This window comes from Pseudomonas sp. RC10 (assembly GCF_038397775.1).
GTDB classification, from domain to species: Bacteria; Pseudomonadota; Gammaproteobacteria; order Pseudomonadales; family Pseudomonadaceae; genus Aquipseudomonas; species Aquipseudomonas bambusae.
The window spans coordinates 5,741,206-5,754,140 of sequence record NZ_CP151650.1 but is presented as its reverse complement, the minus strand read 5'-3'; the positions used below and the strand labels follow the sequence as shown (position 1 = coordinate 5,754,140).

Genomic DNA, 12,935 nt, shown 5'->3' with positions numbered 1-12,935 from the left:
TTGGAAATCAGCGAACCGCAGACGACGGGCTGAGCATGTCCACGCGACGAACGTCGAAATCCCGTTCCAGATACTCCATGCGTTTCTCAAAAAACGCGGCCATGTGCGGCAGCGCCGAGTGCACGTCCAGGTGCGCCTTGGATTGCCAGATCTCATAGAAAATGAACAGCGTCGGGTCCTGCTGATCGCGCAGCATGTGGTACTCGATGCAGCCTTCTTCGCTGCGGCTGGCCGCGACATAACCGCTGAACAGCGCTTCGAATTCAGCCGCTTTTTCCGGCTTGGTCTGGGCATGGAGAATGAAACCGTGCATGTCGCTCATAACGCCTCCTGAATGAAAGTGGCGGCATTCTAAGTCAACAATAAGCCGTTCATTTGTGCGTCTAAGGCAAAAGCGTTTTGCCTCGTCATGGCTTGGTCAACGGCTGCGGGATCGGTACTCTGCCGTCCATTCCAACGCTCTATTCCAACATTCCATCCCATTTATGAATGCTCGACAGCGGCGTTTTTTCGCAAGCGGCCCGACATCGAGTCACGACGAGGTTTTCAGTGAAGAAGGTTCTGTTCATCAACGGCGGCAAGCAATTCGCGCACTCCGACGGCCGCTACAACGCCACCCTGCACGACGCTGCGCTGGCCTTCATGGACCGCGCCGGTTTTGACGTGCAGCAGACGTTCATCGACGGCGGTTACGACGTCGCTGAAGAAGTGCAGAAATTCCTTTGGGCTGACGTGATCGTCTGGCAGATGCCGGGCTGGTGGATGGGCGCGCCGTGGACCGTGAAAAAATACATCGACGAAGTCTTCACAGAAGGCCACGGCAGCCTGTACGCCAACGACGGCCGCACCCGCTCCGACGCCTCGCAGAAATACGGCAGCGGCGGTCTGTTGCAGGGCAAGCAGTACATGATTTCGGCGACGTGGAATGCGCCGCAGCAAGCATTCGATGACCCGACCGATTTCTTCGAAGGCAAAGGCGTGGACGCGGTGTACTTCCCGTTCCACAAGGCCAATCAGTTCCTCGGCATGACCGGCCTGCCGACTTTCCTGGCGGTGGACGTGATGAAAGTGCCGAACATCGAGGCTGACGTGAAACGCTACGAAGCGCATCTTGCGTCGGTGTTCGGCGTCTGAACAACGCTGCGTGTCGGAAGACAACGCAGCGTTTGGGGATCACTTCACGCCGTTGAGAAACAGCGTGGCGTGTTTGACGAACAAGTCCGGGTATTGGTAGATCGCCCCGTGGTTCGAATCGGGGTAGATCTCCAGCTGAGCGTTCGGCAGGTTCTGTTGCAGGGTCACGTCGTTGGCGGTGTAGAACACGATGTCGTGGCTGCCCGCGACCACCAGCGTCGGTTGCTTGATGTTTTTCAGATAGTCGTTGGCGTGGTCCGATGGCGCACCCCAACCCGCGATGGCGGCGGCTTGCGCGGGGGCCGTCTTGTCGCTGACGTTGACGTCGCGGTTGACCTTGCGGGCACGCAGACGGGTCAGGAACTCGCGACCGGAAGCCTGGCTTTCAGCGCTCTGGGTGAAGAACACGTCCAGCAGCAACTCGTCCGGCACGTCGCGTTTCTTCGCCAGATAGCCCTGAAATTCAGGCGTCAGTGATGCCATGCCCACACCGCCCTGTGGCGATGAGCCCACCAGAATCAGGCGACGCACCACGTCTGGATGGTCGAGTGCCACTTGCTGAGCAATCAGGCTGCCCATCGAGAAGCCCAACAAGTCAGCCTTCTTCACACCCAGCGCCTGAAGCAGACCGGCAGCGTACTTGGCCATGTCCTGAATGTTGTTCGGCACTTCACCGCTCGAACTGGCGACGCCTGCGTTATCGAAGAGGATGACTTCGCGATCCTTGGCAAAACCGTCGATGACCTTCGGGTCCCAGCTGTCGAGGTTGCCGACAAAGTGCTGAAGAAACACCAACGGTATGCCCCCGGTTTTGCCGAAACGACGGTAAGCCAGGTGTGCGCCGTTCACGTCGACGAATTGGGTCGGCGCGGTTTGATGGGTGTAGCTGTGCGCGGCCTGATGGCCTGCCGGGGTGGTGCTCGCGTGAGCGGGCAGAAACGAACAGGCGGCGCTCAGCGCGGCGATGGCCAGGGTCTGGCGCAACGCCCAATGGGTGTTGAAAACGGTCATGTGGGTGTACTCGAAAAGAGCTGAAAGATCAGTGGATTCAGAGAATGCCCCGACCCTTTGCAGGCCGGGGCGCACACGTGGTCAGGCCGGGCTTCTGACGCTGGGGCGCTGCTGCACGTTGGCTTGCCAGGACTTCAGCGCCGTGCATTCTTCAGGGATGTCGATGCTGGCAAAACCCGCGAACACCAGACCCGCGAGGACCGTGATGTCGGCCATGGAAAACGCATCGCCTGCCACGTATGGCTGGCTGCTCAGGACCTGGTTGAAATACTTCATGCCGGCGACGGCTTTGTCCCGTTGACGATTGCCCCAGTCCACGCGACCTTCCCATTCCGGGCTCTTGTACGGCTGCAAGCCTGCGCCCAGACCGGGAGTGGCGTGGTGGAAGTAAAAGCCCACCGGGTCGGCCAGTTCGGATTCCGCACGTTTCTGCATCATGTGGATGACGGCCTTTTCCTTCGGTGTCTTGCCGGTCAGGGTCGGGTTGCCGTCGAGGTTGTCGAGGTATTCAGTGATGGCCGTGCATTCGGAAATATAGGTGCCATCATCCAGCTGCAAAACAGGTACCGTGCCCGTCGGGTTGATGGCCAGAAACGTCGGTTGCTTGTGTTCCGCTGCGGGCAGGTCGATCTTCACGAACTCCACATTGGAGGCCAGGCCTTTTTCGGCCAGCACGATGCGGATGCGAAGGGGATTGGGGAAACCGGGAATGTCGAAAACTTTCATGCGAGCTCCATAGTTGTCTATCTATCGGTAGGTATACAATGCGCGCAGATGAAATTTGCTGTCAATGCCTATCTATCGATAGGCAGAATTTTTTTGCCGGGCGTGAGTTGGGCGTCGCCCGCCAAGGGGGTAACAGAACATGAACATGGACACCCGAGAAACGATCATGACGGTCGCCCGCAAAATGGTGCAGACCCGTGGTTACAACGGCTTGAGCTTTCGTGAACTGGCCAAGGAAGTCGGCATCAAGAGCGCGAGCATTCACTACCACTTCCCCACCAAGGGCGATCTGGGCAGTGCCTTGGCCAAGCGCTACACCGAAGACGGTTTCGCCTATCTGAGCGATTTGCGCGCCAATTCCGACGACCTGGAGACGTGGATACAGGGTTACACCGGGATCTTTCGTGCGGCGTTGGTCAACGACAACCGCATGTGCCTGTGCGGGATCATGGCCGCCGAATACGACGACCTGCCGCCGGAGGTGCGGGTCGAGGTTGATCACTTCACCGACGTCAATGTGAAGTGGCTGAGCGAAGTGCTGGCCACCTGTCGTCCGCAGCTGTCCGAAGACGAAGCGCAGCAGCAGGCGATGGCGATTTACGCGGCAGTGGAAGGCGCACAATTGGTGGCGCGTGGAAGGGGCGACATCGGCGTGTTCGACACCACCATCCTGGCCTACCGCGCGGCGGGTCTGCTGCCATGAAGGCCCGGTCCGATGAGTTGCAGGTCTTCGTTTCAGTGATCGAAAGCGGCTCGATTTCCGCCGCCGCCGAGCAGATCGGCCAGACGCCTTCGGCCATCAGCCGCACCTTGTCACGGCTCGAAGCCAAGCTCGGCACCACGCTGATCAACCGCACCACGCGGCGCATGGACCTGACCGAAGAGGGCAAGTTTTTCCTCGAACGCGCCAAGCAGATCCTCGGGCAAATGGAAGAGCTGGAAGAGCGCATGTCGCTGCGGCAACAGACACCGTCCGGACGCCTGCGAATCAACGCCGCGTCGCCGTTCATGCTGCATTCCATCGTGCCTTACGTGGCCGAATTCCGGACGCTCTACCCGGATATCCAGCTGGAATTGAACAGCAACGATCTGATCATCGACCTGTTGGAACAGAGCACCGATGTGGCAATCCGCATCGGCGCGTTGGCCGATTCGACGTTGCATGCGCGATCACTCGGTTCCAGCCCGCTGAACATCCTTGCCAGCCCCGATTACCTGAAAAAACACGGCACGCCCAAGACAGTCGAAGCGTTGAGCGGGCATTCGTTGCTGGGCTTCACGCAGACCGAAACCCTGAATCACTGGCCCTTGCGGCACAGCGAGGGTGACCGGCTGTTCATTCAGCCGACGGTCTCTGCATCCAGTGGCGAGACCTTGCGTCAGTTGGCGTTGGCGGGGGAGGGCATTGTCTGCCTGTCGCACTTCATGACCCACGAAGACATCCGCCTAGGCCGTTTGAAAGTTGTCCTGTCACAGGCCAACAGCGGCTATCGCCAGCCGATTCACGCGGTCTATTACCGCAACTCGCAACTCGCGCTGAGGATTCAGTGCTTTCTGGATTTCATTCAGGAGAAGCTGGCGAATTATGCGGCGTGAGGACCTGTGGCCGACCATCGTTTGCTAGCGGAGCGACTGCAAACGCCCGATCCCGCGAGTGAAGGCGAAATTGGCGATGCACTTGTAATTCACCATCGCGAAGGCCGTGTCGGCGGCTGAGCCGTTTCGCAGCGTCTGACCACAGCTGAGCGCTCCGTCCCCGGTCGGGGACGCCCGAAAAATGTACACGACGACATCTGCGCTGCTTTTGTTGCGCAGTGCGATCAAGTCGTCCATCTGCTCATCCTTGAAGTTCTGCGGGCGCATGGGTTCTGCACCGGGACGCCTTGCTTTCGGCATGTCGTCGGTCACCTGATAGGCGACCAGTCGCAGTCTGATGCCAACCATGCTGTTGATGTAGCTCTGATTGGCGAGGGCCACGGCCAGTTGCATCAAGGCCACCATGTCGCCCTGATACTCAGCCACTGTGTTCTGCGGCACGACCGTCATCACCTCGATGTGGGTGAGCGTGGGATCAGCGGAGGGCACGAGCGACCTCGAAGACGCGGTCGTCTTCTTGCCCGAGGGAGGTTTCGCAAGCAACGGCTCTTCCCGTTCAGGAGGCATTTTCGTGCCGTCCAAAACAATCACCACATGGCGATCTGGTCCGACCGGGCGGATTTCAAACAACTTTGAACCCTGCCTGATCGTGCCGGTGATGGTTTGTCCCGATTTCACCAAGGTGATGAAATTAAGCGGGTCCTGCCATTGCGGGATCTCGGGTTGAACGCTGGCGTAAGGTTCCAGGTTGCCGAACCACAGGATGCTTTGTGAGCCATCGGGATTCGTCACCTCCTCGGTCCGCACTTTGGTGGCGGTAATCGGATGGTCGATCAGAGTGAGTTTCAGCATCTTCTGATTCAGGGTGATGGCGTGGGGATCGACGCTGACTTCCTGCACGCTTTGTGTGGCGGGGAATGCCTCGATCGTCTTCAAGGCTTTTTGAAAGGCAACGTCAGCCTGAATGGGATCAGGTGCTGCCCCGAGGAAGGACTGACCTTCCAGGTTCCTGAAGAAAAGCGCGGCGAGGGTGATCACCAGGATCGCCATCAGGGTCGAAATCACTTTCATGAACAATGCTCCGTGCAACGGTATTCGCAGCCATGCGTCTCTTTACCTTAGCCACGTCAACCTGCCGCCAACTGATCGATTCGAAATCAAACGCGCCGTGCTTATCGCGATGATTCGTGCGCACAGGTCAAAAGGCATTTGGTATGCCCTGCCTTTTTCGTAACGAATCCCAGGCCGATACTGACCGCTATCGCTTACCACGAACGGGAGTCACCTCATGAACATATTCATTACCGGCGCCGCAGGTTTTATCGGTGGCTCCATTGCAACGGGCCTGGCTCGTAAGGGCCATCAGGTCACCGGTCTGGTGCGCAGCGCGGAACAGGCAGAAGAACTCAAGGCGCTGGGCATCGTCCCGGTCATTGGCACACTTGACGATAACGCCCTGCTCACCGAGCAAGCCCGCCAGGCGGACGGCGTCATCAACGCGGCCAGCAGCGATCATCGCGGTGCCGTCGAAGCGTTGATCGAAGGCCTGAAAGGTTCGAACAAGCCTTTCTTGCATACCAGCGGATCGAGCATCGTCGGCGACGCATCGGGCGGCAAAGGCACCGACAAGATTTACTACGAAGACCAGTTGCCTGCCGCGACACCGGACAAGGCCGCCCGCATGGCCATCGACGATTTGGTGTTGGCGTCTGCCGAGAAGGGCGTGCGTTCGGCGGTCCTCTGCAACACGCTGATCTACGGCCACAGCCTGGGTGTGAACCGCGACAGCGTGCAGTTGCCACGATTGGTTAAACAAGCACGCAAGAGCGGCGTCGTACGTCACGTCGGCACCGGCGGCAACATTTGGTCCAACGTGCACATCAACGACGTGGTTGAGCTGTACGCACTGGCGCTGGAGAAGAACCCGGCCGGGACTTTCTATTTTGTCGAAAGTGGCGAAGCGTCCTTCCTCGACATGAGCAACGCCATTGCCGACGCCATGGGGCTGGGCAAAGCGCAGGACTGGCCGCTGAAAGACGCCGAGGCCGAATGGGGTTATGAAATGGCCAATTACGGTCTGGGCTCCAACAGCCGGGTCCGTGGCAAACACGCGCGTGAGCTGCTGGGCTGGGTGCCGAAAACCACGTCGGTGGTCGAGTGGATTCGCAATGAAATGATCCGCGCTTGAATGAGCGCGCTCCAACGATGTTTAGCGGCCACCTACGGGTGGCCGTTTGCGTTTGAGCAATATTTACCGCACATCGCAGAGCACAGAGCGCTAGTCTGGTCAGCATTCAGACAGCCCGGCTGTCACAAGCTGATACCTTTGTTCATTCACAAGGAAGCTCCATGCGAGTCGCGACGTTCAAAACCCTCGCCTTGTCGGTGATTTTCGCCGTCAGTTCTCCGGTGTACGCCATTGCGCTGGAGGGCGGCGCCGTGGCCTCACCCGACCAGTACGGCGCTGAAGTGGCCGCGCAAATCCTGAAAAAAGGCGGCAATGCTGTTGATGCCGCAGTCGCCACGGCGTTCACCCTGGCCGTGACCTATCCCGAAGCGGGCAACATCGGTGGTGGGGGCTTCATGACCCTCTTCATGAATGGCAAACCGTACTTCATCGACTACCGCGAAACCGCGCCCAAGGCCGCCAGCCGCGACATGTACCTTGACGAGAAGGGCAACGTGATTCCCGGCATGAGCCTGATCGGCGCCCGTGCTTCCGGCGTGCCGGGCACGGTCATGGGGTTGTGGGAGGCACACCAGAAATTCGGCAAGTTGCCGTGGTCTGAACTGCTGACCCCCGCCATCGGCTACGCGAAGAACGGCTTCACCGTCGCCGAGAAACAGAACATGTACGGCGCTGAAGCGATCAAGCAGCTCAACGGTAAGACCAACTTCGGCGACTATTTCGGCAACATGAAAAAAGGCGAAACCTTCCGCCAGCCCGAACTTGCCAAAACTCTGGAGCGCATCGCCGATAAGGGCGCAGACGAGTTCTACAAGGGCCAGACCGCCGACCTGCTCGTTGCACAAATGCAAGCTGACAATGGCCTGATCACCAAACAGGACCTGGCCGATTACAAAGCCGTGTGGCGCAAGCCGCTGCACGTCAATTTCAACGGCAACACCCTCTACACCGCGCCGCTGCCCAGCTCGGGCGGCGTGGCGCTGGCGCAACTGATCGGCATCAAGGAGCAGTTGGCCGATGACTTCAAGGGCGTGCCATTGAACTCGGCGCGTTACATTCACTTGCTCGCTGAAATTGAAAAACGTGTGTTCGCCGATCGTGCGAATTATTTGGGCGATCCGGACTTTTCAAAGGCGCCGGTCAACGAGCTGATTGATCATGTGTACCTGGCCGATCGCGCTCGCGAGATCAACCCGACCGCCATTTCACCCACCGAGAACGTGAAGGCCGGGCTTGAGTCGCACCAGACCACCCACTTCTCCATCGTCGATGCCAAAGGCAACGCCGTCAGCAACACCTACACGCTGAATTGGGATTACGGCAGCGGCGTGGTGGTCAAGGGCGCGGGTTTTTTGATGAACGACGAGATGGACGATTTCAGTTCCAAACCCGGTGTGGCGAATGCGTTCGGCGTAGTCGGTGGTGACGCCAACGCCATCGAACCGGGCAAGCGAATGCTGTCGTCCATGAGCCCGAGTCTGGTGACTCGGGACGGCGCCGTCATACTGGTGTTGGGCACGCCGGGCGGCTCACGGATTTTCACCACCGTGTTTCAGGTGCTGAATAACCTCTATGACTTCCACATGCCCCTGAAAGACGCCGTCGCCGCGCAGCGGGTTCACCATCAATTGCTGCCGAAGGACACGATCTACACCGAGAAATTTGCGCCGCTGAACGAGAAAGTCGCCGACGAACTCAAGGCAATGGGCTACGCGCTGAAAGATCAGGGCTGGTCGATGGGCAACATTCAGGCGATCAAGATCGACGGCACGAAAGTCGAAACCGCGTCGGACCCGAGAGGGCGAGGCGTGGGGAAGGTGGTGAAGTAGGGCAGGATCAGCGCGGTCTTACGGTTTTGTGCCTTGAGCAGAGCCAGTCAGCCCCGCAAACCACTGTGGGAGCGGATTCATCCGCGAGACGCCGGTACAGACGACAGAAAATTATCGTCTGAGCGTGAGTCTTGCGAATGAATTCGCTCCCACAGTGTGAAAACCATCAGGCCTTCAGGTCAGTTGCTTAGTGATGCTCACGGGTCGCACGGAATTTCACGTCTGGCCAGCGCTCTTCCATCAGGCTCAGGTTGACCCGCGTTGGCGCGAGGTAGGTCAGGTGACCGCCGCCGTCCAGTGCCAGGTTTTCCACCGCCTTGTTCTCGAATTCTTCGAGCTTCTTCTTGTCGCTCGAATCGATCCAGCGGGCTGACCACACGGTGATCGGCTCGTAGGAGCATTCCACCTTGTATTCTTCCTTCAGGCGGCTCGCGACCACGTCGAACTGCAGCACACCGACCGCGCCGAGAATAATGTCGTTGCTGCGCTGCGGGAAGAACACCTGGGTGGCGCCTTCTTCGGCCAGTTGCTGCAAACCCTGACGCAGTTGCTTGGATTTCAGCGGATCACGTAGACGAACGCGGCGGAACAGTTCCGGTGCGAAGTGCGGAATACCGGTAAAGCCCAGGCCTTCGCCTTCAGTGAAGGTGTCGCCAATCTGGATCGTGCCGTGGTTGTGCAGACCGATGATGTCGCCCGCGTAGGCTTCTTCCAGCTGTTCACGCTCACTGGAGAAGAACGTCAGCGCGTCGCCGATGCGCACGTCCTTGCCGGTCCGCACATGGCGCATTTTCATGCCCTTGTCGTACTTGCCCGAGCAGATGCGCATGAACGCGATGCGGTCGCGGTGTTTAGGGTCCATGTTCGCCTGAATCTTGAACACGAAGCCCGAGAACTTCTCTTCCACCGGCTCGACGGTGCGCTCATTGGCCACCCGTGCCAACGGTTTCGGCGCCCAGTCCACCACGGCGTCGAGCACGTGATCGACACCGAAGTTGCCCAACGCAGTCCCGAAGAACACCGGGGTCAACTGGCCGTCGAGAAATTCCTGTTGATCGAAGGTGTGGCAGGCGCCCTGCACCAGTTCCAGTTGCTCGATGAAGCGCTCGTACTCGTCGCCCAAGTGGGCGCGGGCTTCGTCGGAGTCCAGCTTCTCGATGATTTTGGTTTCGGTACGCTCATGACCATGACCGGCGGTGTAGACGATGATGTAGTCGTCGGCCAGGTGGTAAACGCCCTTGAAGTCCCGGTAGCAGCCAATCGGCCAGGTGATCGGCGCGGCCTTGATCTTCAGGACCGCTTCGATTTCGTCGAGCAGTTCGATCGGGTCGCGGATGTCGCGGTCGAGCTTGTTGATGAAGCTGACGATTGGCGTGTCGCGCAGACGGCAGACGTCCATCAGGGCGATGGTCCGCGGCTCTACACCCTTACCGCCGTCGAGCACCATCAGCGCGGAGTCCACGGCGGTCAGGGTGCGGTAGGTGTCTTCCGAGAAGTCTTCGTGGCCCGGGGTGTCGAGCAGGTTGATCATGTGTTCGCGATACGGGAACTGCATGACCGACGTGGTAATGGAAATACCCCGTTGCTTTTCCATCTCCATCCAGTCGGACGTGGCATGGCGGTCGGATTTGCGGGATTTCACCGTACCGGCGACGGCAATCGCCTTACCCATCAGCAAAAGCTTTTCAGTGATGGTGGTCTTACCGGCGTCGGGGTGAGAAATAATGGCGAAAGTGCGGCGTTTCGCGACTTCGGCGGCCTGTCTGGTCATGGGAAATCGCCCGAGAGGTGATTCAAAAAAGGGCGGCGATTATAGCCCAAACGAAAGCAATATCCGAACCGTTCAGTCAATCAAGGGTGGCCAAATAGCATCTCGCGTGGGAACCTTTGCGGTTCCGGAGACGTCCACTCCCTGGCAATGCAAACCGCCAAGGGACGCAAAATCAGCAAGTTAGCTTGACGAAGCTGCGCTCATGGCTCGTGTTTTCGCCGAGGTTCAACCCTTTCCGGCGACCCACCCGCTGCTCTTCGCGAACGTTCGCAGATGGTCAGAAATGGCCGTTCACGCGAGGCGTTCGCCGACTGAAATAAGGAGTCCGCCCGTGGCTAATCGCTATGGCAAGGGGCTGATGGGAGGTGCGACCGCTGTCGTACTCCTGGCCCTGCTGATCCATTGGATCGGCATCGATACACTCAAGCAGTATCAGGATGATCTGCTGTTCTACCTGCAAGCCCACGTCATGTTGGTGCTGGCGTCCATGGTGGCGGCACTGGTGGTCGGAATCCCGACCGGCATTGTGCTTAGCCGACCGAACATGGTTGGCCGCGCCGAACGTTTCATGCAGATCTTCAACATCGGTAACACCGTTCCCCCTCTTGCAGTGCTGGCCATCGCCCTGGGCGTCCTGGGTATTGGCAGCGGACCTGCGATCTTCGCGCTGTTCCTCGCCTCACTGTTGCCCATCGTGCGCAACACCTACGAAGGCCTGAAAAACGTTCAGGGTTCCCTTAAAGAAGCCGCCACCGGCATCGGCATGACACCGCGTCAGGTGTTGTGGCGCGTCGAGCTGCCCAATGCCGTGCCGATCATCATCGGTGGTGTGCGGGTCGCGCTGGCGATCAACGTCGGGACCGCGCCACTGGCGTTCCTGATCGGCGCCAACAGCCTTGGCAGCCTGATCTTCCCCGGCATCGCCCTGAACAATCAGCCGCAACTGGTGCTGGGCGCCGCGTGTACCGCACTGCTGGCCCTGTTGCTCGATGGCGCCGTGACCCTGGCGAGTCGTCTTTGGCTGGAACGTGGCCTGGCTCGATAACGGGCCGCGCAGAGAAAGGAATTCGCATGAAGAAGTTATGCACATTAATAGTGGGCGCGGGTCTGCTGCTGTCCGGGTTCGCCCAGGCGGCCGAGATGCCGGTGTTGCGCATCGGCGCACGGGTCTTTACCGAACAGACGATTCTCGCCGAACTGACCGCGCAATACCTGCGCGACAAAGGCTATCAGGTCCAGATCACCGGCGGCCTGGGTAGCAACCTGGCGCGCAGTGCGCAGGAATCCGGTCAGCTCGACATGCTCTGGGAATACACCGGGGTGTCGCTGGTTTCGTACAACCACATCGACGAAAAGCTCAACAGTGAGCAGACCTATCAGCGGGTCAAGGAACTGGACGCGAAGAAGGGCCTGGTGTGGCTGTCGCCGTCCAAGTTCAACAACACCTATGCGCTGGCGTTGCCGGACAAGGTCGCGCAGCAATACCCGCAGATCACCAATGTTTCAGGCCTGACGGCTGTGCTGAAAGACGAAGCCAAACAGGGTCATATCGTCGCGCTCGACACCGAGTTTGCTAACCGTTCCGACGGTCTGGTGGGGCTGGTCAAGCACTACGATATGAACTTGGGCCGCGAGAACACGCGCCAGATGGACGCCGGTCTGGTGTACACCGCCTTGAAGAACGGGCAAGTGTTCGCCGGTCTGGTCTACACCACCGATGGTCGCTTGAATGCTTTCAAACTCAAGGTGCTGGACGACGACAAGCACTACTTCCCGGACTACACCGCCGCGCCGGTGATTCGCAAAGAGTATCTGGACAAGCACCCGCAACTGGCCGAACAGCTCAAGCCGCTGGCTGCGCTGCTGGATAACCAGACCATGATCGACCTGAACGCGCGCATTGACGTCAATCACGAAAGTCCTACCGTCGTGGCGGCCGATTTCCTACGCAGCCATCCGATCAATCCTTCCGCTGACAGCGTGCCGATCAAACAGACGCCGGTAGAGCAACAGGAGAAGAAACTATGAGCTTCTTCAGCGCTTTTTCGCATCTGGACTGGAATCAGGTGTTTCACTTGACCCTGCAACACATCACCCTCGTCGGCATCGCGGTAACCCTGGCGATTCTGGTGGGCGTGCCGTTGGGCGTGGTCATGACCCGCTTCCCGGCGCTCGCCGGCCCGCTGCAAGCCAGTGCGACCGTGCTGCTGACCGTGCCGTCCATCGCGCTGTTCGGCCTGCTGCTGCCGTTCTACTCCAAGTTCGGCCAGGGCCTTGGGCCATTGCCTGCGATCACGGCGGTTTTCCTTTATTCGCTGCTGCCGATCATGCGCAACACCTACCTCGCCCTGACCGGCGTCGAACCCGGCATTCGCGAAGCCGCCCGCGGCATCGGCATGACCTTTGGCCAGCGCCTGCGCATGGTCGAGCTGCCCATCGCCGTGCCGGTGATCCTCGCCGGTGTGCGCACCGCCGTGGTCATGAACATCGGCGTCATGACCATCGCCGCCACCATCGGTGCCGGTGGCCTCGGCGTCCTCATCCTCGCTTCCATCAGCCGCAGCGACATGTCGATGCTCATCGTCGGCGCCGTTCTGGTCAGCATTCTGGCCATCTTCGCTGACCTGCTTCTGCAATGGCTGCAACGCTCGCTGACTCCAAAAGGATTGCTCAAATGACT

The 12,935-nt window shown here is 59.3% G+C and carries 12 protein-coding genes and 1 pseudogene; 8 read left to right on the top strand and 5 right to left on the bottom strand.

The window, feature by feature from the left end; translation table 11 throughout:
• Positions 1-7 precede the first annotated feature (7 nt).
• Positions 8-322, bottom strand: a complete 315-nt coding sequence (locus AAEO81_RS25980; protein ID WP_341959851.1) for a putative quinol monooxygenase — start codon at positions 320-322, stop codon at positions 8-10.
• Between the two features lie 227 nt (positions 323-549).
• On the opposite strand from AAEO81_RS25980, the gene AAEO81_RS25975 reads away from it, so the two are divergent.
• Positions 550-1,134 (top strand): NAD(P)H-dependent oxidoreductase, encoded by a 585-nt coding sequence (locus AAEO81_RS25975; protein ID WP_341959850.1) that lies wholly within the window; start codon positions 550-552, stop codon positions 1,132-1,134.
• Positions 1,135-1,173: 39 nt separating this feature from the next.
• Here the strand turns inward: AAEO81_RS25975 and AAEO81_RS25970 are convergent, their stop codons facing one another.
• Both AAEO81_RS25970 and AAEO81_RS25965 read right to left on the bottom strand, forming a co-directional pair.
• On the bottom strand, positions 1,174-2,145 hold the full coding sequence (locus AAEO81_RS25970) for an alpha/beta hydrolase (protein WP_341959848.1): 972 nt from the start codon (positions 2,143-2,145) through the stop codon (positions 1,174-1,176).
• An 81-nt stretch (positions 2,146-2,226) separates the two neighbouring features.
• Complete coding sequence (locus AAEO81_RS25965) at positions 2,227-2,871, bottom strand: glutathione S-transferase (RefSeq protein WP_341959846.1); 645 nt, start codon at positions 2,869-2,871, stop codon at positions 2,227-2,229.
• 139 nt (positions 2,872-3,010) lie between these two features.
• Between AAEO81_RS25965 and AAEO81_RS25960 the strand changes: the two genes are divergently transcribed.
• Both AAEO81_RS25960 and AAEO81_RS25955 read left to right on the top strand, forming a co-directional pair.
• On the top strand, positions 3,011-3,574 hold the full coding sequence (locus tag AAEO81_RS25960; protein WP_341959845.1) for a TetR/AcrR family transcriptional regulator: 564 nt from the start codon (positions 3,011-3,013) through the stop codon (positions 3,572-3,574).
• On the top strand, positions 3,571-4,467 hold the full coding sequence (locus tag AAEO81_RS25955; protein WP_341959844.1) for a LysR family transcriptional regulator: 897 nt from the start codon (positions 3,571-3,573) through the stop codon (positions 4,465-4,467). The genes AAEO81_RS25960 and AAEO81_RS25955 overlap by 4 nt, the downstream gene beginning before the upstream one ends.
• Before the next feature lie 24 nt (positions 4,468-4,491).
• Here AAEO81_RS25955 and AAEO81_RS25950 read toward each other — a convergent pair whose 3' ends face one another.
• Positions 4,492-5,538 carry a hypothetical protein gene (locus tag AAEO81_RS25950; RefSeq protein WP_341959843.1) on the bottom strand — a complete coding sequence of 349 codons (1,047 nt, stop codon included), beginning with the start codon at positions 5,536-5,538 and terminating at the stop codon, positions 4,492-4,494.
• 217 nt (positions 5,539-5,755) lie between these two features.
• Between AAEO81_RS25950 and AAEO81_RS25945 the strand changes: the two genes are divergently transcribed.
• Positions 5,756-6,655, top strand: coding sequence for an NAD-dependent epimerase/dehydratase family protein (locus tag AAEO81_RS25945; RefSeq protein WP_341959841.1), 900 nt, complete (start codon positions 5,756-5,758; stop codon positions 6,653-6,655).
• A 161-nt stretch (positions 6,656-6,816) separates the two neighbouring features.
• Positions 6,817-8,484, top strand: coding sequence for a gamma-glutamyltransferase (gene ggt / locus AAEO81_RS25940; RefSeq protein WP_341959840.1), 1,668 nt, complete (start codon positions 6,817-6,819; stop codon positions 8,482-8,484).
• A 187-nt stretch (positions 8,485-8,671) separates the two neighbouring features.
• Here the strand turns inward: ggt and AAEO81_RS25935 are convergent, their stop codons facing one another.
• Positions 8,672-10,255, bottom strand: coding sequence for a peptide chain release factor 3 (locus AAEO81_RS25935; protein WP_166593764.1), 1,584 nt, complete (start codon positions 10,253-10,255; stop codon positions 8,672-8,674).
• Positions 10,256-10,613: 358 nt separating this feature from the next.
• Between AAEO81_RS25935 and AAEO81_RS25930 the strand changes: the two genes are divergently transcribed.
• The 3 genes and pseudogenes from AAEO81_RS25930 (at position 10,614) to AAEO81_RS25920 (ending at position 12,933) form a co-directional block, all read left to right on the top strand.
• A complete protein-coding gene (locus AAEO81_RS25930) occupies positions 10,614-11,300 on the top strand; it encodes an ABC transporter permease (protein WP_341964624.1) in 687 nt (228 codons plus the stop codon).
• A 26-nt stretch (positions 11,301-11,326) separates the two neighbouring features.
• Positions 11,327-12,220, top strand: a pseudogene (locus AAEO81_RS25925) (glycine betaine ABC transporter substrate-binding protein); the annotation flags it as partial.
• Between the two features lie 59 nt (positions 12,221-12,279).
• Positions 12,280-12,933: an ABC transporter permease gene (locus AAEO81_RS25920; protein WP_166593761.1), complete on the top strand. Its 654-nt coding sequence runs from the start codon at positions 12,280-12,282 to the stop codon at positions 12,931-12,933.
• Positions 12,934-12,935 lie beyond the last annotated feature (2 nt).

Excerpts from the sequence above, each read along its gene's own strand:
- AAEO81_RS25930 (WP_341964624.1), top strand. The coding sequence starts at position 10,614 with ATGGGAGGTGCGACCGCTGTCGTACTCCTGGCCCTGCTGATCCATTGG.
- AAEO81_RS25965 (WP_341959846.1), bottom strand. The coding sequence starts at position 2,871 with ATGAAAGTTTTCGACATTCCCGGTTTCCCCAATCCCCTTCGCATCCGC.
- AAEO81_RS25955 (WP_341959844.1), top strand. The coding sequence starts at position 3,571 with ATGAAGGCCCGGTCCGATGAGTTGCAGGTCTTCGTTTCAGTGATCGAA.
- ggt (WP_341959840.1), top strand. The coding sequence starts at position 6,817 with ATGCGAGTCGCGACGTTCAAAACCCTCGCCTTGTCGGTGATTTTCGCC.
- AAEO81_RS25920 (WP_166593761.1), top strand. The coding sequence starts at position 12,280 with ATGAGCTTCTTCAGCGCTTTTTCGCATCTGGACTGGAATCAGGTGTTT.
- AAEO81_RS25980 (WP_341959851.1), bottom strand. The coding sequence starts at position 322 with ATGAGCGACATGCACGGTTTCATTCTCCATGCCCAGACCAAGCCGGAA.
- AAEO81_RS25945 (WP_341959841.1), top strand. The coding sequence starts at position 5,756 with ATGAACATATTCATTACCGGCGCCGCAGGTTTTATCGGTGGCTCCATT.
- AAEO81_RS25960 (WP_341959845.1), top strand. The coding sequence starts at position 3,011 with ATGAACATGGACACCCGAGAAACGATCATGACGGTCGCCCGCAAAATG.
- AAEO81_RS25950 (WP_341959843.1), bottom strand. The coding sequence starts at position 5,538 with ATGAAAGTGATTTCGACCCTGATGGCGATCCTGGTGATCACCCTCGCC.
- AAEO81_RS25970 (WP_341959848.1), bottom strand. The coding sequence starts at position 2,145 with ATGACCGTTTTCAACACCCATTGGGCGTTGCGCCAGACCCTGGCCATC.
- AAEO81_RS25935 (WP_166593764.1), bottom strand. The coding sequence starts at position 10,255 with ATGACCAGACAGGCCGCCGAAGTCGCGAAACGCCGCACTTTCGCCATT.